22 protein-coding genes are annotated in these 22,365 nt (G+C 66.3%); 9 read left to right on the forward strand and 13 right to left on the reverse strand.

Annotated elements, in window-relative coordinates; genetic code table 11:
- Positions 1-71: 71 nt before the first annotated feature.
- A complete protein-coding gene (locus BMY90_RS08745; protein ID WP_092703310.1) occupies positions 72-869 on the forward strand; it encodes a cytochrome C assembly family protein in 798 nt (265 codons plus the stop codon).
- 35 nt (positions 870-904) lie between these two features.
- Positions 905-1,105, forward strand: coding sequence for a DUF1737 domain-containing protein (locus tag BMY90_RS08750; RefSeq protein ID WP_092703312.1), 201 nt, complete (start codon positions 905-907; stop codon positions 1,103-1,105).
- Here BMY90_RS08750 and radA read toward each other — a convergent pair.
- The 7 genes from radA to BMY90_RS08785 all read right to left on the reverse strand — a co-directional run bounded on the left by radA (position 1,102) and on the right by BMY90_RS08785 (position 7,511).
- Positions 1,102-2,484 (reverse strand): DNA repair protein RadA, encoded by a 1,383-nt coding sequence (radA, locus tag BMY90_RS08755; protein WP_008213227.1) that lies wholly within the window; start codon positions 2,482-2,484, stop codon positions 1,102-1,104. The genes BMY90_RS08750 and radA overlap by 4 nt on opposite strands.
- 84 nt (positions 2,485-2,568) lie before the next feature.
- On the reverse strand, positions 2,569-3,657 hold the full coding sequence (alr, locus tag BMY90_RS08760; RefSeq protein WP_092703314.1) for an alanine racemase: 1,089 nt from the start codon (positions 3,655-3,657) through the stop codon (positions 2,569-2,571).
- A gap of 364 nt (positions 3,658-4,021) precedes the next feature.
- Entirely contained in the window at positions 4,022-5,419 is a 1,398-nt protein-coding gene (locus tag BMY90_RS08765) for a replicative DNA helicase (RefSeq protein ID WP_008213229.1), read from the reverse strand.
- 200 nt (positions 5,420-5,619) lie between these two features.
- Positions 5,620-6,069 carry a 50S ribosomal protein L9 gene (gene rplI / locus BMY90_RS08770; protein WP_008213230.1) on the reverse strand — a complete coding sequence of 150 codons (450 nt, stop codon included), beginning with the start codon at positions 6,067-6,069 and terminating at the stop codon, positions 5,620-5,622.
- A 212-nt stretch (positions 6,070-6,281) separates the two neighbouring features.
- The gene (gene rpsR, locus BMY90_RS08775; RefSeq protein WP_008213232.1) at positions 6,282-6,512 is read right to left on the reverse strand and encodes a 30S ribosomal protein S18; all 231 of its coding nucleotides are present in this window, start codon (positions 6,510-6,512) and stop codon (positions 6,282-6,284) included.
- Positions 6,513-6,526: 14 nt separating this feature from the next.
- Positions 6,527-6,970, reverse strand: a complete 444-nt coding sequence (gene rpsF, locus BMY90_RS08780; protein WP_008213233.1) for a 30S ribosomal protein S6 — start codon at positions 6,968-6,970, stop codon at positions 6,527-6,529.
- Positions 6,971-7,184: 214 nt separating this feature from the next.
- Positions 7,185-7,511 (reverse strand): HesB/IscA family protein, encoded by a 327-nt coding sequence (locus BMY90_RS08785; RefSeq protein WP_008213234.1) that lies wholly within the window; start codon positions 7,509-7,511, stop codon positions 7,185-7,187.
- Positions 7,512-7,645: 134 nt separating this feature from the next.
- Between BMY90_RS08785 and asnS the strand changes: the two genes are divergently transcribed.
- The 5 genes from asnS to BMY90_RS08810 all read left to right on the forward strand — a co-directional run bounded on the left by asnS (position 7,646) and on the right by BMY90_RS08810 (position 12,591).
- The gene (asnS, locus tag BMY90_RS08790; RefSeq protein WP_092703316.1) at positions 7,646-9,061 is read left to right on the forward strand and encodes an asparagine--tRNA ligase; all 1,416 of its coding nucleotides are present in this window, start codon (positions 7,646-7,648) and stop codon (positions 9,059-9,061) included.
- Positions 9,062-9,069: 8 nt separating this feature from the next.
- A complete protein-coding gene (locus BMY90_RS08795; RefSeq protein ID WP_092703318.1) occupies positions 9,070-9,861 on the forward strand; it encodes a MalM family protein in 792 nt (263 codons plus the stop codon).
- Positions 9,858-10,175, forward strand: a complete 318-nt coding sequence (locus BMY90_RS08800; RefSeq protein ID WP_008213238.1) for a hypothetical protein — start codon at positions 9,858-9,860, stop codon at positions 10,173-10,175. Before BMY90_RS08795 ends, BMY90_RS08800 begins: the two co-directional genes overlap by 4 nt.
- A gap of 67 nt (positions 10,176-10,242) precedes the next feature.
- Entirely contained in the window at positions 10,243-11,034 is a 792-nt protein-coding gene (locus BMY90_RS08805; RefSeq protein ID WP_092703320.1) for an SDR family NAD(P)-dependent oxidoreductase, read from the forward strand.
- Positions 11,035-11,133: 99 nt separating this feature from the next.
- The gene (locus BMY90_RS08810; RefSeq protein ID WP_092703322.1) at positions 11,134-12,591 is read left to right on the forward strand and encodes an aldehyde dehydrogenase; all 1,458 of its coding nucleotides are present in this window, start codon (positions 11,134-11,136) and stop codon (positions 12,589-12,591) included.
- A 38-nt stretch (positions 12,592-12,629) separates the two neighbouring features.
- Here BMY90_RS08810 and BMY90_RS08815 read toward each other — a convergent pair whose 3' ends face one another.
- Positions 12,630-15,104: a YbcC family protein gene (locus tag BMY90_RS08815; protein ID WP_245734993.1), complete on the reverse strand. Its 2,475-nt coding sequence runs from the start codon at positions 15,102-15,104 to the stop codon at positions 12,630-12,632.
- Between the two features lie 7 nt (positions 15,105-15,111).
- Positions 15,112-16,680 (reverse strand): NADH-quinone oxidoreductase subunit L, encoded by a 1,569-nt coding sequence (locus BMY90_RS08820; RefSeq protein ID WP_092703324.1) that lies wholly within the window; start codon positions 16,678-16,680, stop codon positions 15,112-15,114.
- A 94-nt stretch (positions 16,681-16,774) separates the two neighbouring features.
- Here BMY90_RS08820 and BMY90_RS08825 point away from each other — a divergent pair, with 94 nt between their 5' ends.
- Together BMY90_RS08825 and BMY90_RS08830 are read left to right on the forward strand one after the other, a co-directional pair.
- On the forward strand, positions 16,775-17,683 hold the full coding sequence (locus tag BMY90_RS08825) for a LysR substrate-binding domain-containing protein (RefSeq protein WP_008208740.1): 909 nt from the start codon (positions 16,775-16,777) through the stop codon (positions 17,681-17,683).
- A 74-nt stretch (positions 17,684-17,757) separates the two neighbouring features.
- Positions 17,758-18,192 carry a RidA family protein gene (locus tag BMY90_RS08830; RefSeq protein ID WP_008208742.1) on the forward strand — a complete coding sequence of 145 codons (435 nt, stop codon included), beginning with the start codon at positions 17,758-17,760 and terminating at the stop codon, positions 18,190-18,192.
- Positions 18,193-18,267: 75 nt separating this feature from the next.
- Here the strand turns inward: BMY90_RS08830 and BMY90_RS17040 are convergent, their stop codons facing one another.
- The 4 genes from BMY90_RS17040 to BMY90_RS08845 all read right to left on the reverse strand — a co-directional run bounded on the left by BMY90_RS17040 (position 18,268) and on the right by BMY90_RS08845 (position 22,123).
- On the reverse strand, positions 18,268-18,558 hold the full coding sequence (locus BMY90_RS17040) for a hypothetical protein (protein WP_008208744.1): 291 nt from the start codon (positions 18,556-18,558) through the stop codon (positions 18,268-18,270).
- A gap of 86 nt (positions 18,559-18,644) precedes the next feature.
- The gene (gene hutG / locus BMY90_RS08835) at positions 18,645-19,427 is read right to left on the reverse strand and encodes an N-formylglutamate deformylase (RefSeq protein WP_092703326.1); all 783 of its coding nucleotides are present in this window, start codon (positions 19,425-19,427) and stop codon (positions 18,645-18,647) included.
- Positions 19,428-19,452: 25 nt separating this feature from the next.
- Positions 19,453-20,799: a glutathione-disulfide reductase gene (gene gorA, locus BMY90_RS08840; protein ID WP_092703328.1), complete on the reverse strand. Its 1,347-nt coding sequence runs from the start codon at positions 20,797-20,799 to the stop codon at positions 19,453-19,455.
- Between the two features lie 64 nt (positions 20,800-20,863).
- Positions 20,864-22,123, reverse strand: coding sequence for an NAD(P)/FAD-dependent oxidoreductase (locus BMY90_RS08845; protein WP_092703330.1), 1,260 nt, complete (start codon positions 22,121-22,123; stop codon positions 20,864-20,866).
- Positions 22,124-22,365 lie beyond the last annotated feature (242 nt).

The following is a 22,365-nucleotide window of genomic DNA, read 5'->3' on the forward strand; positions in this document are numbered from 1 at the left end:
ATATTGCAAGTGCCGATCATGCGATGAGAAGCATTCACGTCCACCAAGAGCCTGTGCCACACTTCCACGTCATGTCACTCGTACTGCCATCCATTCTCGCCATCGTGCTGTATGCGGGCGGCGCCACGCTGCTGGCGGCGCCGCTGACCGGCTGTCCGCGCACGCCGCAGCGCCTGGGACTCGGTGCCGCCACGCTGGCCGTGCTGCTGCATGCGGGCGTACTGCTGGGTGCCCATGGTGGGCGTCTGGACCTGCACTTTTTCGCCGCGTTGTCGCTGGTCGCCTGCGTGGTGGCGGCGCTGACTCTGCTGGTGAACCTGTCGCGACCGGTGGCCGGGCTGGGCGTGATCGTGTTTCCGTTGGCTGCGCTGTTGCTGGCGCTGGATATTTTCGTGGCGCCGCCGACGCGACCGCTGCCGATGGACTGGCAGATCACCCTGCACGTCACCATCGCCCTGCTCGCCTACAGCCTGCTGTCGATTGCCGCGGTGCTGGCGATTCTGCTCGCCATCCAGGAACGCGCGCTGCGCTCGCATCGTCCCGGCCGGCTGATCCGCGCCCTGCCACCGCTGACCCAGACCGAAGCGCTGCTGTTCCGCCTGATCGGTGCCGGCTTCGGCGGACTCACCCTGACCCTGCTCACCGGCGCGCTGTTCGTGCAGAACATCCGCAGCCAGCACCTGGCGCATACCATCGTGCTCAGCGTGGTGGCCTGGCTGATCTTCGGCGCGCTGCTGTGGGGCCGCTGGCGTCACGGTTGGCGCGGCACCCGCGCGGTCAATCTCACCCTGATCGGCATGGCCGTGCTGGCGCTGGCCTTCTTCGGTTCGAAGTTCGTGCTGGAAGTGATCCTGCAGCGTTCGCCCTGAGCACCTCGCGCAGCCCCGCCATCATCGGAACGAGCATGTCGCAACCACCTGACAACCTGCCGGTCTACCGCCTGCTGACCGGACCGGACGACACTGCTTTCTGCCACCGCGTCAGTGCCGCGCTTGCTCTCGGCTACGTGCTGCACGGCTCACCGGCACTTGCTTTCGATGGCCAGCGAATCATTGCGGCACAAGCCATCGTTTGGCCTCCAGAGACCAATAGCTCGTCGGACTAGCCTGCCGCGTCGAGGGCCTGCACCAGGCGCTCGACGCCGATCACTTCCATCTCGCCCACGCGGCCTTTCTTCGGCGCATTCGCCTTGGGCACGATGGCGCGCTTGAAGCCATGCGTGGACGCCTCCTTCAGGCGTTCCTCGCCGTTGGGTACCGGGCGGATTTCACCGGACAAACCGACTTCACCGAAGGCCACGGTCTTGTCCGGCAGCGGACGATCGCGCAGCGATGAACGGATCGCCAGCAGCACCGGCAAATCCGCCGCGGTTTCCTGCACGCGGATGCCGCCGACCACGTTGACGAACACGTCCTGATCGTAAGCCGCTACGCCGCCATGGCGGTGCAATACCGCCAGCAGCATCGCCAGGCGATTCTGCTCCAGGCCCAGCGCCACGCGGCGCGGATTACCCAGCGAGCTCTGGTCGACCAGCGCCTGCACCTCCACCAGCAACGGCCGCGTGCCTTCACGCGTCACCATCACCGCGCTGCCGGCGGTCGGCTCGCTATGCGCGGAAAGGAAGATCGCCGACGGATTGGGCACTTCGCGCAAACCCTTGTCGGACATCGCGAACACGCCCAGCTCGTTGACCGCGCCAAAGCGATTCTTGAACGCGCGCAGCACGCGGAAACGCGAACCGGATTCGCCCTCGAAATACAGCACCGCATCGACCATGTGCTCAAGCACGCGCGGTCCCGCGATGCCGCCTTCCTTGGTGACATGGCCGACCAGCAGCACGCTGGTACCACTCTCCTTGGCGAAGCGCGTCAGCTTGGCTGCCGACTCGCGCACCTGCGATACCGAACCGGGCGCAGCCGTGAGCAACTCGGTCCAGATGGTCTGGATCGAATCGATGATGAGCACGCGTGGCCGCGTCGCCATGGCCTGTTCGAGAATGCGTTCGATGCAGGTTTCCGCCAGCGCCTGCAACGGCTCCAGCGGCAGATCCAGGCGCTGTGCGCGCGAAGCCACCTGGGCCAGCGATTCCTCGCCGGTGACGTACACGCCCGGCAGGTGCGCGCCAATCCGCCCCAGCATCTGCAGCAGCAGTGTGGACTTGCCGATGCCCGGATCGCCGCCGATCAGCACCACCGAGCCGTCGACCAGGCCACCACCGAGCACGCGGTCCAGCTCGCCAATGCCGGTCAGTGTGCGCGATTCGGTGGCCGTCGCCACCTCGGTCAACGCGGTCACCTTCGCCGCACCGGCCGCCTTGCCGGCGTAGCCACTGTTGCGAGCCCCGCCTGCAGCGGCGACCTTCGCCGGCTGCACCACGAATTCGCTGAGCGTGTTCCAGGCGCCGCACTCGGCGCACGAGCCCTGCCACTTCGGGTGTTCGGCACCACAGTCGGTGCAAACGTAGGCGGTCTTGGCCTTGGCCATGCGTGGATCCGGTCAGAAAAGGAATGGAGAAAGCTTAGCCCGCACCGATCGCATGCGACGAGACGCTTAGACCCACAGCGCGTGTCAGCCCTCGTCCTCGATGAACAATACCCGCCGCGTCATGCCACAGGTGAGGTCGTAGGAGATCGTGGCGGACTGCGCGGCGACGGTTTCCGCTGGCAACTCAGGGCCCCACAAGGTCACGCGATCACCGACCTTCGCCTGTGGCGCTTCGCGCAGATCAAGCGTGATCAAATCCATCGACACGCGCCCGACCAACGGCACGCATCGATCACCCACCAGCACCGGCGTACCGGCCTTGGCACTGCGCGGGTAGCCATCGCCGTAACCAACCGCGGCCACGCCGATCGGCATGTCCTCCGGGCAGGTCCAGGTGCCGTTGTAACCGATGCGCTCGCCCTTGCCGACGCGATTGACCGCGATCAGCCGGGTGCTCAGTGTCATCGCGGGACGAAAACCGAAATCGGCACCGCTCTTGCCCTCGACCACCGACAACCCGTACAGCAAGCCACCGGTGCGTACCCAGTCGCCGCGTGCGTCGGGCCAGCCGAGCACGGCGGCAGAATTGGACAGCGAACGCGGCCCGCTGAACGAGGCTGTCACGGCATTGAAACGGGCGATCTGTGCCGGCGTCTGCGCGCCATCGAACACTTCCGAATCGGAGAAATGGGTGAGCAGGCCGATATCCGGATCGATCCCCGGCATCGCCGCCAATCGCGCGTGCACGTCGGCCACGTCCGCGGGAGCGAAACCGAGCCGATGCATGCCGCTGTCGATCTTCAGCCACACCCGCAGGCGCCCGCGCGACGCGCTGGCTTCGGCCAGCCACGCCAGTTGCGCCGAATGGTGGATCGCCGCATCCAGACCCAGCCGCTGCATCTCGGCAATATCACCGGACTGATCAGGGCCGGACAGCACCACGATGCGCTGCCGATGCCCGGCCGCACGCAGGCGCAGGCCATCGCCCAATGCGGCCACGGCAAAGGCTTCGGCATCGCCATTCAGCGCGCGCGCCACCCGTTCCAGTCCGTGGCCGTAGGCATCAGCCTTGACCACCGCCATCACTTTCGCCGGCGCGGCCAGCGCCTTGATTCGCGCCAGGTTATGGCGCAAGGCGCCGAGATGGATGGTGGCGACCGTGGTGCGGCTCATGGACGGCGAAAGATCCGAAGTGGTCGCGTAGGAGCCCGCTCGCGGGCGATGCTCTCTCGAATCCCGGATAACAGCATCGCCCGCGAGCGGGCTCCTACCAACGGGCTTGAACGGCCATTGCGGCGAACGGATGAATTTTTTACAGGCTCCGAAAGCTCGTCATTCCAGCGAACGCTGGAATCCAGCGCCTTGCGCATTCCTGGAACTAAAGTCACTGGATCCCAGCGTTCGCTGGGATGACGCCGCTGCAAGGCTTGAAGCACGGCCTGGCCAAGCGCGCATGGAAAACGCCGGATACGTGATCGGCCATTGCCGAAACACCGGCTCGACGACGCTGCAAACGACACGCTCTGCACCGCGGTTCTCAATCAAACGCCCCCACGAAGGAATCCGGCGCGTAGTTCTCGAACTTGGTGTAGTGGCCGAGGAAGGTGAGCTTCACCGTGTCGGTGGGGCCGTTACGCTGCTTGCCGATGATGATCTCGGCCAGTCCCTTGTCCGGCGATTCCTTGTTGTAGTAGTCGTCGCGGTAGATGAACATGATCACGTCGGCGTCCTGCTCGATGGCGCCGGATTCGCGCAGGTCGGACATCATCGGACGCTTGTCGGCGCGCTGTTCCAGCGAGCGGTTCAACTGCGAAAGGGCGATCACGGGCACGTTCAGTTCCTTGGCGAGCCCCTTCAGTGAACGCGAAATTTCTGAAATTTCGGTGGCGCGATTCTCCTTGCTTCCGGGCACCTGCATCAGCTGCAGGTAGTCGATCACGATCAGGCCCAGCCCGCCGTGTTCGCGATGCAGGCGGCGCGCGCGCGAACGCAACTCCACCGGCGACAGGCCGGGGGTATCGTCGATGTAGATCTTCGCCTCGGACAACAGTGCGATGGCGTTGGTGACGCGCGGCCAGTCTTCCTCGGCCAGGTCGCCATTGCGCAGGTGCTGCTGGTGGATGCGGCCGACCGAGGAGATCAGGCGGAAAGCCAGCTGCGAGGCGGACATTTCCATCGAGAACACCGCCACCGCCTTCTTCGCGCGCAAGGCCACCGCCTCGGCGATGTTCACCGAGAACGCGGTCTTGCCCATCGACGGACGCGCCGCGACGATGATCAGGTCGGACGGCTGCAGGCCCGAGGTCAGTTCGTCCAGGTCGGTGAAGCCGCTGGAGACGCCGGTGAGCTGGCCCCGGTTCTGGTAACGCTCGTGCAGCAGGCGGAAGGCATCCTTCACCGCCTCGCGCATCGAGACCGAATCCTTCTTGCCGCGCGCGCCGGATTCGGCGATGTGGAACACGCGCTGCTCGGCGCTTTCCATCACCTCCTGCACGCTCTTGCCTTCCGGGCGATAACCGTCCTCGGTGATCGAGGTGCCGGCGTCGATCAGCTGCCGCAGCACCGACTTCTCGCGCACGATCTCGGCATAGGCGGCAATGTTCGCCGCACTGGGCGTGGCATTGGCCAGCTCGACCAGATAGCTGGCGCCACCAACCATCTCGGCCAGGCCGTTGGCATCGAACCAGTCGCCCAGGGTCACCGCATCGCACGGCATGCCCTTGTTCGCCAGCTCGGTGATGGCCCGCCAGATCAGGCGATGGTCCTTGCGGTAGAAATCGCCCTCGCCGAGGCGATCGGCCACCTTGTCCAGCGCATCGGGCGCCAGCATCAGGCCACCGAGCACGGCCTGCTCGGCATCGATCGAGTGCGGCGGCACGCGCAGCGACTCGAACGACGGGGCCCGCTCGGAATGGCGCTCGGGAACAAAGGACATGGATCTACCTCGCGAAGGGCGTGCACACGCCCCGCGGACGCGCTGGCCGGTGCTGCCTGTGAGCATACGCGGCGACGTCGCACGGGGCGAGACAACAACTCTGTGGATAAGCTGTGTGTTGCTGGGGATAAAACCCCGGCCGCGCCCAAAAGCAGACGGGCGCCCTGAGGCGCCCGTCCCGGGTACGGTATCGCGGCGGCTTACTTCTCGCCGACCACGATCACCTTGACCTTGGTCTCGACGTCGGCGTGGAGGCTGATCACCACGTCGAACTCGCCAGTGTGACGGATCGGGCCTTCGCCCTGGATCACTTCACCCTTGTTGACGTCATGACCGACGGCCTGCAGCGCCTCGGCGATATCGCGCGGACCGACCGAGCCGTACAGCTTGCCCTCGGCACTGGCGTGCGCTTCGATGGTCACCGACACGTCGGCCAGCTTGGCCATGCGCGACTGGGCATCCGACAACTGCTTGTCGGCCTTTGCCTCGTACTCGGCGCGGCGCTGCTCGAACGCGGCCAGGTTCTCGGCGTTCACACGCACGGCCTTGCCCTGGGGCAGCAGGTAGTTGCGGCCGTAACCCGGCTTCACGACGACCTTGTCGCCGAGGTTGCCGAGGTTGCGCACCTTCTCGAGAAGAATGAGTTCCATGATGATTCCTTTTCGTTAGCACCGGAATGGCCGGCGCAGCCGTGGACGGTTGTCCGAATGTTGCTGGTGTTTCCCATCAGAGGGCGGATGGAGCGAGGGGCGGATTTGCGCTGGCATCGATCGAAGCACGCTTCGAATCAACGCTGTCGCGAGCCCCCCCCCTCATCCGCCCTGCGGGCACCTTCTCCCCGGCGGGGAGAAGGGTTCCGGGATCAGACGTCGTGGTTGTCGGTGTACGGCAACAGCGACAGGAAGCGCGCGCGCTTGATGGCCGTGGCCAGCTGACGCTGGTAACGCGCCTTGGTGCCGGTGATGCGGCTCGGCACGATCTTGCCGTTTTCGGTGATGTACTGACGCAGGGTGTTGAGATCCTTGTAATCGATCTCCTTCACCTTCTCGGCAGTGAAGCGGCAGAACTTGCGGCGGCGGAAGAACTTGGACATGTCGTGGCTCCTGATCAGTCGTCGCTGTCGCGATCGTTGTCGCTATCGCTGTCGTTGCGCTCGCGGCGGGCCGGGCGCTCGTCACCATCGCTGTCGTCGTCACGGCGACGCGAGGTCTTGGCATCGTCCTTTTCCTTCGACTTCAGGATGAAGGACGGCTCGAGATCGGCCTCGTCGCGACGGATCACCAAGTGGCGCAGCACGGCGTCGTTGAAGCGGAAACCCGACTCCAGCTCGTTCAGCGCACTCTGGCTGACTTCGATGTTGAGCAGCACGTAATGTGCCTTGGCCAGGTTGACGATCGGGTAAGCCAGCTGACGGCGGCCCCAATCTTCCAGACGGTGGATCTTGCCGCCGTCGGTCTCGATCAGCGCCTTGTAGCGCTCGATCATCGCCGGGACCTGCTCGCTCTGGTCAGGGTGGACCAGAAACACGACTTCGTAATGACGCAGGGTCATCTTGGAGGAACTCCTTGTGGATGCGGCCAAAAACGGCCTCGCAGCCTCCCGCAGGTGCGGTGAGGCAAGTGTCCTGTCGGCCCTTTGCAGCGCGGACAGAAGCGGAAGTGTAAGCGTGACAGTGACTTGAGCGCAAGTCTCGGCGCGCGGGCGAACGGGAACCCGAAGAGTGCGGACTCCTCCGATGGCGCCACGGGTCGGCGCCCTGCCCGGCTCAGCTCACGGTGAAGCTTTCCCCGCAGCCGCACGCCCCGGTGGCGTTGGGGTTGTGGAACACGAAGCTGGCGTTGAGGCCCTGACGCTGGAAATCGATCACCGTGCCGTCGACCAGTGGCAGGCTCTTGCTGTCCACCACTACCGGCACGCCATCGACTTCGACCAGTTGGTCCTCCGCACCGACGGCCTCGGCCAGATCCACCACATAACCGAAACCCGAGCAGCCGGTGCGCTTCACGCCGAAGCGAATGCCCGCGGCAGCAGGAGACTGGTCGAGGAACTGGCGCATGCGCTGGTTGGCGGCAGGGGTGATCGTGATGGTCATGGGCAACTCGGTGGAACGAACGGAACAAGCCGGACAAAATCGGGCGAAAGGTCGCGGGTCCGACGTGTACTACATTATCATGCCGGTTTGCCCACACGCGTCGATATGCGGCGCCCAATCAGGAGTTTCAATTCATGACGGCGGTCAGCCCGACGGTATGCAGCGTCAAGCACGCGCTCTCCGGCCAAATGGAAGCCGGCAGCAAGGTCACCGTGCGCGGCTGGGTTCGCACCCGGCGCGACTCCAAGGCCGGGCTGTCTTTCGTCAATGTCACCGACGGCTCCTGCTTCGATCCGATCCAGGCGGTGGCACCGGCCACCCTGGCCAATTACGAAAGCGAAGTGAAGCACCTCACCGCCGGTGCGGGCGTGATCGTCACCGGCACCCTGGTGCCGTCGCAGGGCAAGGGCCAGGCGTTCGAGATCCAGGCCGACAGCGTCGAGGTCACCGGTCTGGTCGACGATCCGGAAACCTACCCGATCCAGCCCAAGCAGCACTCGATGGAGTTCCTGCGCGAGGTCGCCCACCTGCGCCCGCGCACCAACCTGTTCGGCGCGGTGACCCGCGTGCGCCACACCATGATGACGGCGATCCATCGCCATCTCACCGAACAGGGCTTCTTCTGGATCAACACGCCGATCATCACCACTTCCGACGCCGAGGGCGCCGGCGAGATGTTCCGGTTGTCCACGCTGGACCTGGCCAACCTGCCGCGCACGCCGGACGGCAAGATCGACTTCCGCAAGGATTTCTTCGGCCGCGAAGCGTTCCTCACCGTGTCCGGCCAGCTCAACGTCGAGGCGTACTGCCTGGCGATGAGCAAGGTGTACACGTTCGGCCCCTCTTTCCGCGCCGAGAATTCCAACACCGCACGCCATCTGGCCGAGTTCTGGATGGTGGAGCCGGAGATCGCGTTCGCCGACCTCACAGCGAATGCCGATTGCGCCGAAGGTTTCCTCAAGGCGATCTTCAAGGCGGTGCTGGACGAGCGCGCGGACGACATGGCGTTCTTCGCCGAGCGCGTGCAGAGCGACGCGATCAGCCGGATGGAGGCGTTCATCACCAAGCCGTTCGAGCGCATCGACTACACCGACGCGATCGAGATCCTGAAGAAGTCGGGCGAAAAGTTCGAGTATCCGGTGGCCTGGGGCATCGATCTTCAGACCGAGCACGAACGCTACCTCGCCGAGAAACATATCGGCCGTCCCGTGGTCGTGATGAATTACCCCGAGGCGATCAAGGCGTTCTACATGCGCCTGAACGACGACGGCAAAACCGTGGCGGCAATGGACGTGCTGGCACCGGGCATCGGCGAGATCATCGGCGGCGCGCAGCGCGAGGAACGGCTGGACTATCTCGACCGCCGCATGGCCCAGTTCGGCCTCGATACTGCGACCTATGGCTGGTATCGTGACCTGCGCCGCTACGGCACCGTACCGCATGCCGGCTTCGGTCTCGGCTTCGAGCGCCTGTTGGTCTACGTGTGCGGCCTGTCCAACATCCGCGACGCCATCCCCTATCCACGTGCGGCAGGGACCGCTGAATTCTGACGATCCTGATGCGTTATCGACCGTTTGCCATCGCCATCCTCGTTGCCGCCTGCACCGTGCTGGGCGCGTGCCACAGTGCCAAGGCGCTGCTGCCCCCGAACCTGCGCCCGGCGCAGAGTACCGGCGTCACCATCGCCAAGGCGCAACAGGCATTGAAGGATGCCACGCCCTGTTGCAGCAGCTTTGCCGATTTCTCCTACCAGACCCTGCTGCCGTGGCGCCCGAAGAAGTTCAAGCTGGGCAGCGGCAGCCTGGTGGCCGATCTCAACGGCACGCGCAGCTATTTCCTGGCCTTCAGCCTGCCGCCCGACGTCAAGCTGCCCTACCGGGTCGGGCTGAAGTCCGAGCTCCACGGCAGCTGGCTGAAGGACAGCTACCTGTTCGCGCCCACCGTCGTGCTGCTGGACGATGCCTTCCAGCCGATCGACACGCATGACGTCAACCTGTGCGAGTACATGGGCTGGAGCAGCGCCAGCAGTGGCGCCTTCGGCAGCGTCACCGTATCCAACCCGAAGGCGCGTTACCTGGTGCTCTACAGCTCCGCCCAGCAGCAATCCAGCAACACCTACTGGGAACAGTCGCCGGCCGCGTTCTCCGTGGACACCCCCAACAACATGGTCTCCAACGGCAGCTTCAAGGTGCCGCACGGGCCCAACGGCACGGTCTGGATCGGACTGATGACCAAGACTTACGCCCAGGCCGTGGATCACGGCGTCTGCGGCAAGCCCCCGCAAGGCCAGGGCGTGCTGCATACCTTGCGCACGGCGCTGCCGGTGCACTGGAGCGGGAGCGGCAGTTGAGCCATTTCATCGTTTACATCGCCCTGCTGCTGGCCGGACTCGTCTGCCTGGTACTGCACTACGTTGCACCGTTTCGCGTGGCGCGACGCATCCGCGAGGATCATCCGCAGCACTGGCAGATCATCGACGACAGCGGCAGCGCGCGCGGCATGCGACTGTGGATGCGGATGCAGCATGTGCTGCGCTCGCCCGCCATCCCCGCTCTTGCCGACCCCATCGTCACCCGCTGGTGGCGCGTGTGGCGATACAGCCAGTGGCTGGCCTGGGCCTGCTGGCTTATCGCGCTGGGACTGCAATGGGTGCTGCGCGGCTGAGAGCCCGTTTCGCCGTGCCGCACGCCGCCGCCTCCATGCCGTCGCACCCCATGCCAAGGACATCACCATGCAACTGGATCTGAGTGGACGTCACGCGCTGGTCTGCGGCGCCTCGCAAGGCATCGGCCGCGCCAGCGCGCTGGAACTGGCCGGGCTTGGCGCCAGCGTCACCTTGCTGGCCCGTTCCGCCGAAGCGCTGCAGGCACTGGCCGACCAACTGCCGCGCACGCATGCCGACCAGCATCACGACTGGCGCAGCGTGGACATGCACGACACCGCGGCGCTGCGCGACGCCGCTGCCGCACTCGTCGCCGACGCGCCCGTGCAGATCCTGGTGAACAACACCGGCGGCCCGCCTGGTGGCCCCGCACACATGGCCGATGCCGCCGCCTTCGAGACCGCTTTCCGCCAACACCTGCTGGCCGGGCAGACGCTGGTGCAGGCGCTGCTGCCAGGCATGCGCGAAGCCGCTTACGGGCGCATCGTCAACGTGATTTCCACCTCGGTGAAGGAACCGATCGCCGGACTGGGCGTCTCCAATACCGTGCGTGCCGCCGTGGCCGGCTGGGCCAAGACCCTGTCCGGCGAGCTGGCCGCCGACGGCATCACCGTCAACAACGTGTTGCCCGGCTACACCCGCACCGCACGGCTGGACGACATCCTCGCCACCCGGATCAAGGCCAGCGGGCGCGACGAGGACGCCGTCACACGCGACATGCTGGCCACCGTCCCCGCCCGCCGCTTCGGCGAGGCAGAGGAAGTGGCTGCAGTGATCGCCTTCCTGTGCACGCCGGCAGCCGCCTACGTCAACGGCGTCAGCATTGCGGTGGATGGCGGACGAACCCGCGCACTGAGCTGAGTACCTTCGGGCGTCACGACAACCAGGCTGGCAAACAGCCGCATACGCCCACGTCCGGTGCAATCGCCGCGAGCAAGTCGTAAGCTTGCGCGGATGCCCATGCGCCTTGCCAACCTGATCGACGGTCGCCTGCAGGCGCCAGCCAACGACCGCTACCTCGACGTCTTCGAACCCGCCACAGGCGCGGTGTTCGCCCACTGCCCCGATGGCGATGCTGCCGACGTCGACGCTGCCGTGCAGGCCGCTCGCCGTGCCGCGCCAGGCTGGGCCGCCACGCCGATCGAACAACGTGCCCGCCTGCTGCAGCGGCTGGCCGACCTGGTCGAGGCGCGGCTGGACGAATTCGCCGCGCTGGAATCGCGCGACAACGGCAAGCCGGTAAAACTCGCCCGCAGCGTGGATATTCCACGCGCGGTGAGCAACTTGCGCTATTTCGCCGCCGCCGTGATGGGCTGGAGCAGCGAATCGCACGCCACGGACACCGGTACCCCAGGCCAGGGGGCCATCAACGTCACCTTGCGCCAGCCGTTGGGCGTGGTGGGCTGCATCAGTCCGTGGAACCTGCCGCTGTACCTGTTCACCTGGAAAATCGCGCCGGCCCTGGCCAGCGGCAACACGGTGGTGGCCAAGCCCTCGGAAATCACGCCCTGCACCTGCGCCCTGCTCGCCGAATTGAGCATCGAGGCCGGCCTGCCGCCCGGCGTGCTGAACATCGTGCAGGGTCGCGGCCCCACGGTGGGCCAGGCGATCGTCGAGCACACCGGCGTGAAGGCGGTTTCGTTCACCGGCAGCACCGCCACCGGTGCGCGCATTGCGGCCGTGGCTGCACCGCAGTTCAAGAAGGTTTCGCTGGAACTGGGCGGCAAGAACCCCGCCATCGTGTTCGCCGACGCCGATCTTTCGGACACCCATCTCGACACCATCGTGCGCTCGGGTTTCGCCAACCAGGGCGAGATCTGCCTGTGCGGCTCACGCCTGCTGGTGCAACGTTCGATCTACGACGACTTCCGCACGCGTTACCTCGAACGTGTACGCGCCTTGCGCGTCGGTGATCCGAACGACGCCACCAGCGATCTCGGCGCGCTGGTGTCCAAACCGCATTTCGACAAGGTGATGGCCTGCATCGAACAGGCGCGCGCCGAGGGTGGCCGGATCGTGCTCGGCGGCGAGCCGGTGCAGGTTCCCGGGCGCTGCGCGCAGGGCTGGTTCGTGGCGCCCACGGTGATCGAGGGCCTGTCGAACGACGCCGTCACCAACCAGCAGGAAATCTTCGGCCCGGTGGTAAGCCTGATTCCGTTCGAGGATGAAGCCGAAGCCCTGGCCATCGCCAACGGCACCGGCTACGGGCTGGCCGCGTCGCTGTGGACGCGCGACCTGTCCCGCGCGCATCGGCTTGGCGCCCAGCTGGATTTCGGCATCGTGTGGATCAACTGCTGGATGCTGCGCGACCTGCGCACGCCCTTCGGCGGCAGCAAACATTCCGGCGTCGGGCGCGAGGGCGGTAGCGAAGCGCTGCGCTTCTTCACCGAGCCGAAAAACGTCTGCATCGCCTGGTAAGCGAGTGCCGGCAACGTGTTGCCGCCGGTTCGCGACGATCAGCCCAGCACCTTCCAACCGCTGGCCGCACGGCGCATCAGCCGACCGTTCTCGTACTGCCACAGGATCATCCAGCCATTGTCGATGATCCGCTGCAACACCTCGTGGCGGGCGATGATCGCGTCGATGGCATGGCGCGGCGCGGCGATCACCGTGGTCTGGCGCAGCGGCTCGTGGCGCCAGCTGCGACCATCGGACAATGACTGGCGCGGGATACCGATGCGCAGGTCGCCGCCATTGCCCTCGAATACACCGATGCGTCCCCCGATCACGTTGTGCAGCACCTTGTTGCCGGCACCGTAATGCAGCGGGTCGGTGGTGGAGGCGTGGTACTGCCAGCCCAGCCAATGGGTCACCACCAGCGGCCCGAGCATCAGCTTTTCCAGCACCGCAAAATCCGCGTCCGCCTGCGCGTCGTAGTCATGCAGGTAACAGCGCGTGAAAAGCGCATGCCGGGTCAGTGCGCGCGGCCCGATGATGAAACCGGCGTTGGTAGTCAGCCCCCACTCTGGCCGGGTTTCCGAGCCATCATTGGCACGCCGGCGGAAGCGCTCCAGCACCTCCGTGACGTCGCCATCCGCGCTCATCCACAGGGTCGGCGCGCGTTCGCGGCGCACACGGTCGCCGGCTGCCGCCAGCGTCTGCTGCAGCTGCTGCCAGCGCGCCTGTTTCGACGCCGGCAACAGATCCAGCTCGAAGCCGGTGATCTCGTCGGTGGTGGTGTTGTGCAGCGCCGCCACGAACCAGGTAGATTCGGGCACATCGATGCCTTCCTCACGCGCCAGCCCCGCGCGCACTTCCGGATCGTTCAGCAAGGCCGCCAGCGCGCGCACGTTGGCCTCGCCGGACTGACCGCCGCAGGCGCCGCAGTCCAGGGTCGAGGCATGTGCGTTGTTGCAGCTCTGGCTGGCATGACCCGCAAGCACCACCAGCGGGGCCAACTGACGGTCGATGCCCATGACGCGCAGGGCACCGGCCGCCAGTGCCACCTGACGGTCCAGTGGCACGCCCACCAAGCGCGGCCGCGCGAGCGCACGGTAGGCGTGTGGCAGACCGTAATGGTCGTCGTTGTGGCGCGGCGTGGTCGGTGGCCGCAGCCACTGCCACAGGCGCCGCAGATAGCCGAAGCCCACCGCCTCGACATAGGAAAACGTTGTGCTGGGCCAGCGGGTGGTGTTCTGCCACTGGCCGTGGGCAGCCAGTCGCCGGAGACGCTGCCGACGCCCCGGCGCCGCTTCCGGCGACGCGCCGGGGGCAGGCAGGATCTGGTCCTCCACCTCCACTTCGGGAAATGCCAGGCCCGGCAGCTGCGGCCGGCTCGCCTGTGCGCCCAGCGGGCGATAGCTCATCGGCAAGCCGAAGAAGCCGGCGAAGGCACGCGTCTGGATGCCGCTATCCAGCGCCTCCAGCGCGCGGCGCATGGGCTCGCTGCGGATGTCGATGCAGAACACCATCTGTACATCCGTCGTCGCGATCGCCACCGCATCGCCAGCCGGCGTGGTCAACTTGTCCGCCAGTTCGCGCTGGAAGCCCTGCTCCAGCGCCATCTGCCACAGCTCGTCCACACGCGCACGATGGATGACCGTTGCCAGGCGCTGGGGGAATACCTCCCAGGCCATGCGCAGGCGGGCCGCGGCCTGGTTCACCCGGCGCGGGTGACATTCAAGCAGCAAGGCTTCCCACACCAGGCGCATGGCCAGCAATTCGTCCAGATGCCGATCCGTCGCGCCGCGTCCTTCGGCCTGGTGCTTCAACCAGGCACACCACGAGGCCCAGCCGTTGATCGACAGCAACAGCGCCTCGAAATACGGCTCCAGCGCTGCCTCGGGCAGCTGCAAGCGAGCCAGTGCCCAGTGCATCGCGGCCTCGGCGGAATCCGGCAGGCCGCGCAGGACGGCGCGCAAGCCGGGCAGGCCCATGACCATGCCCAGACCCTTCTCGTGCCGCAGCGTGTCGGTCCAGAACCGGTACAAGCCGTGCTGCGCACGCGGCAGCCAGTGCGACTGGTCCTTGTCGAAATACGCGGCGCACACCTGGCTGAGCTGGAACATGATCTCGCCGCGCCACGGCAGGTGACGCGTGCCGCCGGCACCATCGTCCAGCTCGTCGACCACCAGCGGCATCGCCGTCACCGGCGGTTCGTACAACGCCGCCACCAATGCCTGCGCGTCGGGCAGGTCATCGATCGCCGATTGCGCCCGCGCAACTTCCAGATCCGCACGGGTGATCCGGCCCTGGTTCCAGCAATCACGCAGGTAGGCCTGCTGCGGCAGCACGTTGATGCCGCCCAGCAACACCAGCCGCGCCGCCACCTGGCGCACCGGCATGTGAATGCGATGCCAGTGCGGGTTTATCGCCACCGCACCATCCAGCGGCCAGCTTGGGGCGATGCTCCGTACCGCCTGCTGGCACGCCATGCGCACCACCTCGGCATCCACGCCGGAACCGGCCACCTCCGGCACTGTCTCGCTCATGCTCATCTCACTCATCCCTTGCCGGCACGGACTGCGTGGTGGGAAACCGGCTGCCCGCCGACCCCGCCTCGTGTTGCGGCCACAAGCGCAGCACCAGCACGGTGTACAACTCGTCCAGATAGAAGCCCGCGTAGATCCACTGGCGCAAGCCGACGAAGCCCTGCGGCCACCACTGCAGCGCCACGAAGCCGGCATACATGAAGGCCATGCCGGCGAACGCCAGCGGCCCGGCGGCCGCGAACGGCGCGAAACCCGCGCCCAGCGGCAGGTACTCCACCACGAAGGCCGCCACAGTGAAGCCCACCACCATCGCCAGGCCGGTCAAGGCGTGCCATCCCCGCTGACGCCCCGGCAACCACAGCAACGGCCCCCATGCCAGCGCCAGGATCGCGCTCCACCACCACGGCCAAGCCAGGTCGGCAAGCAGATGCTGCCCGCACCAGACCACGGCGTACCCCAACAGCGGTGCCCACAGCAGGCTCAGGCGCCCGTTGTGGCCGTCTTCGTGCAACCGCAGGATGCGCGTGTTGCGTACCGCCGACGATGCCGCCAGGAACGAATGTGCCTTGTACAGCGAGTGCCCCAGCAGATGCAGCGCGGCCAGCTGATACAGACCCAGCCCGCATTCCATCAACATGAAACCCATCTGGCTCAAGGTCGACCAGGCCAGGTGCACCTTCAGGCTGACCCGGGTGATCATCACCGTCCCGCCCAGCACCGTGCTGACCAGGCCGATCACCACCAGGCACCAGTGCGCGACGTCGGACACGCCCAGCAGCGGCGCGAAGAACACCAGCACGTAGCCACCCAGGTTGACCACGCCGGCATGCAGCAGAGCCGACACCGGTGTCGGCGCCTCCATCACCTGGATCAGCCAGCCGTGTACCGGCAACAAGGCCGTGCGCAGGATCACCGCCAGCGCCAGCAAGGTGGCGCTGGCGCTGAGCTCCGGCGCGCGCACCCCGGCAGCCACCTGCGCCATCAGCACGCTCAGCGAACCACTGCCCACGGTGCGCCAGGCCAGTACTGCCGCCACGATCAGCAGCAGGTCGGCCAACCGGTCGGCAATGCGCTTCTTGTGCGCGGCCAGCTGCGCGAAGCCGCGCTCGGGATAGAACGTGAGCAGCCGCTGCATGCCGAAACCGATCGCCATCCACGCGCCAATCAGGGTCACCCAGTGGTTGGCCAGCAGCAGGAAATGCACGCTGGCCAGCACCACGGCCAAGGATGCGATGTAGGTGCCCTGGCGGTGTTCGCCTCGCAAATGGCGCATCGAGTACACGCCGATCACGGTGCCCAGAAACTGCACCAGCAGGCTCACCCAGCAGCCGAACAGATTGGGCGCAAACCAGGCATGCCCGCCGCCGAAAGCAGGGTGACCGGGCATCCGGGCAACGATCAGCTCCAGGCCCAGCGAGATCGCCGCAAACACCAGCGCCAGCACGGCCAAGCGGTTGAAACCCTGCCAGCGCGCGATTGTCGAGGTACGAAAGACGCGCGGCGTCCAGGCGGCACCGAGCATCAGCAGGGCCGGCAGCAAGGCGACCGCATGATTGATGGCAAGCAGCAAGTCCATGTCCCTCCCGGAGCAAAACAGGCGCCATGATCCGGGAAAACAAAGTTTGTGTAAAATATATTTAATACGACTTTTCGTTCTGAAAAATAGAACAATGGACTTACAGCAACTCAACTTCCGCCACCTGTTTGCCTTCTGGAAAGTCACGACCGAGGGCCGCCTGACGCAGGCCGCCCGCGCGCTGCACGTCTCCCAGTCGACGCTTTCCACGCAAATCCAGCACCTGGAGGAACGCCTCGGCCATCCCCTGTTCGAACGCCGGGGCCGGCAGATGCTGCTGACCGCCACCGGGCGACAGGTGTATCGCTACGCGGAAAACATCTTCGGCCTGGGCGAGGAGATGCTGGGCTGGCTGGACGGCCATTACGAAGGCATGGCGCGAGTGCGCATCGGCGGTGTGTCCACCATGAGCCGCAACTACCAGGAAAACCTGTTCCGGCCAATGATGCGCGACCCGACGGTGGTGCTGACCATCGAATCGGGCACGCTGGACGAACTGGTCCAGCGCCTGCTGCAGCACAAGCTCGACCTGGTCTTGGCCAACTCTCCCGTATCGTCGTCGCCCGACCAGCCCCTGCACTCGAAATTCCTCGGCAGCCAGGAGATTTCGGTGGTGGGCCAGACCGCCATCTGGGGCAGGCGCAAGCTGCGCATTCCCGAGGACCTGGACGGCCAGCCGGTGGCGCTGCCCGGCGCGCGCCATGCGCTGCGCGCCGAGTTCGACGCCTTGTGCTCCTCGGCCAACGTCAACCCGCAGTTGCGTGCGGAAATCGACGACATGACCATGCTGCGACTGGTGGCGCGTGACAGTGGCTGGCTGACGATCCTGCCCGCCGTGGTGGTGCAGGACGAGCTGGAATCGGGCGCACTCACACGCGTGGGACAATCCGATCTGCTGCGCGAGCGCTTCTACGCCATCACCACGCAGCCGAGCCAGCACCCGGCCGCTCTCGACCTGATCCTGGAGGCTGCCGTCCCAGCGGAAATGCGCACAAACGCATGAATGTCCTCACGGCATGGTGAGCAACACGACTGCGCAGCCATGCCATCCTTCCCACTGACCAGGAGCACCGAGCCATGCATGATCCCGATAGCCCCATCCGCACCGATACCGCACCCGCACCGGTGGGTGCCTACCCGCACGCCCGGCGGGTCGGCAACCTGCTGTTCCTCTCCGGCGTCGGTCCGCGCGTACCGGGTACCGATGAGGTAGTCGGCAACGTATACAACCCGCTCGGCACCCTGGTCGGTCACGACATCGAAGCCCAATGCCGGCAGGTGTTCGCCAACGTGCGCGCGGTGCTGGAAGCCAGCGGCACGCGTTGGCAGGACCTGGTCGACGTCACCGTGTTCCTCACCGACATGCAGCGCGATTTCACCACCTACAACCGGCTCTATGCGGAACACTTTGCCGGCGTGGATGCCTGCCGCACCACGCTGGGCATCACCGCGTTGCCCACGCCAATCGCAATCGAGTTGAAGTGCGTGGCGGTGATAAACGCCCACGCATGAAAAAGCCCCGACGCGGCCATGCCGGTCGGGGCTTTCCGACAGGTCGCGAAAACGCGACCCGGGCCTGCTGGCGGATTACTTCCCGCCGGCGGCGGCCGTCGTGGCGGCCTTCTTCGCGTGGGCCTTGTGGTGGTGCTTGTGGTGCTTCTTGGCGTGATGATGCTTGGCGGTCGTCTTGGTGGCCGTCATGGAATGGGTCGCAGCCTGCGGAGCGGCGGCTGCCGACTGGGCAAACACGGAACCGGAAAGAGCCACGCCCGCAACCAGCAGGGTAGCGATCGCAAGTTTACGAATCATGATCGTGAGCCTCGGAAGATTGATGCCGCGGACCCGGCCGGAACCCGGCTGCCTCGGGCGGCGCGACATGCCAACAATGCATCCGTCTTGGCATACCGTGACTGAACGAAAATCCGGGACGGCAAGTCCCCTTCCCCACACCCTGGCGGGCCGGCTCACCCGCCCAGGCAGGCCCGCAGCAATTGGCCGATCAGCGCCTGCACCGGCGCCGCCTTCGCCCCGTCCCAGGCAAAGCTGTCCTCGTCCATGTAGCGATGCTGGGACAACTCCAGCTGGATCGCCTGCACGCCTTCGCCGGGCTGGCCGAAACGCCGGGTGATGAAGCCGCCCTTGAAGCGGCCGTTGACCACGAAATCGTAGTCCTCCTGCGATTCCAGCACGTTGGTGAGTCGCCATTGCAGGTCGGCGCCACAACTGCTGCCGTCGGCGGTGCCCAGATTGAAGTCCGGCAAGCGGCCTTCGAACAGCATCGGCACATGACTGCGGATGGAATGACCTTCCCACAGCACCACATGACCATGCTGCACGCGTAGCCGCTCGACCTCTTCGGCCAGCGCGCGGTGGTAAGGCTGCCACCAGTCGGACACGCGCTGCGCGATCTCGTCGGCGCCCGGCTCCTGACCTTCGAGATACAAAGGCTGGCCATCGAATCCGATGGTGGAGACCAGCCCGGTCTCGCGCCGCCCCGGATACAGCGCATGGCCGTCGGCCGGTCGATTGAGGTCGACCACGTAACGCGAAGCCTGCGGCCGCAAGACGCTGGCACCCAACTCCCGGGCCAACGGCTCGTAGAGCTTGCCGACATGCCAATCGGTATCCGGCGAGCGTCGCGCCGCCGGCTGCATGCGCGCAGCGATGGCGTCGGGAATATGGCTGCCGTCGTGCGGCAGGCTGATCAGCAGCGGCGCCGTGCCGCGTTCGAGCGTGAAGATATCCATGGCCGTGCAGTTTGGCGCCCCCTGCTCAGCGCAGCAACACCACTTCTTCCGCTGCGGTCGGATGGATCGCCACCGAGGCCTTCAGGTCACGTCGATGCAAGCCCATCCGCAAGGCCACCGCGAAACCCTGCAACAGTTCTTCCGAGCCAGGCCCAAGTGCATGGATGCCGAGCACGCGTTCGTCCTCGCCCACGCAAACCAGCTTCACCATGCTCTGCTCGTGGTGGCCCGCCACCATCAACTGCAGTGGCGTATAGCTGCCCGCGTGGATACGTACCGCGTCGCCGTGGCGCTCACGCGCCTCACGCTCGGTCAAACCCACGCCCCCCAGCGGCGGTTCGGCGAACACCACGCTGGGAATCGCCTCGTAATCGAAATGCGCCTGCGGCTCGCCGCCGAACAGGCGCTGCGCCAATGCATGACCGGCAGCCACCGCCACCGGGGTCAGCGCATGGCGACCGGTGACGTCGCCAATCGCGGTGATGCCGGGCACGCTGGTGTTCTGGAATGCGTCCGTCTGCACATGACCCTTGGTATCGAGCGCGACCTCCACGGCATCGAGGCCGAGTCCGTCGGTATTCGGCGTACGCCCCACCGCCCACAGCACCGCGTCATACGGGCCATGGCTGGCACCGCTGGCATCGCGCAAGCGAATGTCGCCGGGAGTGCCCTGCGCCGCGACCACCTCGACATCGCGCACGATGCGCATGCCGCGAGCCTGCATCTGGGTCGCCAGCGCCTCGACCAGCGCATCATCGAAACTCGACAGCAGGCCACCACGCACCAGCAGGTCCACCTGGCAACCCAGGCCATGCATCACGCAGGCGAACTCGGTCGCCACGTAGCCACCACCCACCACGGCGATGTGTCGCGGCGCGGCTTCGAGTATGAAGATGTCGTCGGACACCATGCCCAGTTCGAATCCGGGGATATCCAGTCGGCGCGGGCGAGCGCCGGTGGCGATAACGATCTGCGGCGCGCTGTAGCGTGCTCCGTCAGCGTCGAGCAGCGTGTTCGCCGCGACGAAGCGCGCCGCCGAAGGCTGCACATGGATGCCCTCTTCGTCCAGCCGTTGCGTATAGCGCTGGCGGATACCGGCGATGTAGTCATCGCGCTGGCGACGAAAGCGCGCCCAGTCCAGCGGCGCCGGCGTCACCGCGAAGCCGATATCGGCAGCCAACCGCTGCGCCTGCGCCCATTGCGCGGCAAACCACATCGCCTTCTTCGGCACGCAGCCACGATTGACGCAGGTGCCGCCCAGCGCGTCGGGATCGAACAGGGCGACCCGTGCGCCCAGCTTCGCCGAACGCCGCGCCACGGTCAGGCCGGCGGAGCCGGCACCCAGCACGATCAGGTCGAAAGCGTGGCTCATCGTCGTTCTCCGCGCAAAGCACGGAGCATAACCAACTCGGTGAAAACCGACGTCAAGCCCTGCTTTACAAGCCGAAGCGCGCGGGCGCGTAAGGCGCCGGATCGATCGCCGGCGCGCCGCCGGCGATCTGCGCGGCGACCAGTTCGCCGGTCGCCGCCGACATGCTCACGCCAAGCATGCCGTGCGCGGTGGCCAGGTGCAGGTTCGACCAGCGCGTACTGGGGCCGATGATCGGCACTTCATCCACGCTCATCGGCCGCCAGCCCCACCATTCCTCCAGCAACTCCGGGCCTTCCGGCTCGTGCAGGCCGTGGGCCGCACCACGACGCAATGCATCCAGGCGGGTGCGATTGAGTCCTTCGGCATAGCCGGAGAACTCCATTGTGCTGCCCAGCCGGTAACCGCTGTCCCAGGTGGTGACGCAGACGGCTTCCTCACGCAATACCAGGGCAAAGCGTGGCGCCTGCGCGGGTCGCGTGTAGGTGATCGAATAGCCCTTGCCCGGCTGCATCGGCAAGCGCAGGCCAAGCTGACGAGCGAGCAACGGCGACCACGCACCCAGCGCCATTACCACGCGTTCGCCGCTGAACACGCCACGCGTGCTGCGCACGTGGGTGAGGCGGCGTGCATTCGTGTCGAGCCGATCGATCTTTGCGCCACTGACGATGGCGCCGCCCAGATCACGCACGCGTTGCGCCAGCTCGGCAACGTAGCGATCCGGACGCAGGCGCGCATCGTCCGGATGAAACAGCCCGCCAACGACGCCCGGCTTCAGCGCCGGCTCCATCGCCTCCACCTCGGCACCGCCCAGCCGCTGCACGTCGACGCCGAGCCGATCGAGCACGTCGGCATGATGACGCTCGTCGGCTGCCTGCAACTTCGCGGTGCGATAGACATACAACTCGCCGCCTTCCACGAATTCGCACTCGATACCTTCGGCACGGATCAGCTCGCCGAGCACCTGTCTGGAACGCTGCAGGATGGCCGAACGCGCGGCCGCGGCGCGATGGAAATCGCTCCAGTTGCAATGCCGCGCGAAGCCGAGCAGCCAGCGCAAGCGCGCGCCATCGAAGCGCGGGTTGAGATAAAGCGGCGCATCGGCGCGCAGCATCGAACGCAACGCCAGCCCGAACGTGCCGGGCATCGCCAGGGGCGCCGCATGGCTGGGCGTGATCGTGCCGCAGTTGCCATGCGAGCTGCCGCAGCCAGGCGTGCCCTGCTCCAGCACGCGCACGCCGACGCCGGCCTTCAGCAGGTACAACGCACACGACAACCCGACCACGCCACCGCCGAGAATCAGTACATCGCTATGGGAATGGTCCATCCGGTCATTGTATGCGAGAGCACGCCTCGCGTTCGTTGCGGACACTTGCACGGGGCACGGGTCGGGCGCACGATCATGTTGCCCCGGACGCATGAGCTCCCCGCATGTGGAACAGAGCCGTCATCGCACTTTGCCTGATCCCGTTGCTGGCGCCATGCACGGCCGCAGCGCAATCCTTCGACAGGGCCCAGATCCGGCTCTTCAAGACCCTGCATCGCCTACCCGGCGCCCTGGCGCGCTAC

The sequence above is a fragment of the Rhodanobacter glycinis genome (assembly GCF_900114325.1).
In the GTDB taxonomy this organism is placed as follows: domain Bacteria; phylum Pseudomonadota; class Gammaproteobacteria; order Xanthomonadales; family Rhodanobacteraceae; genus Rhodanobacter_A; species Rhodanobacter_A glycinis.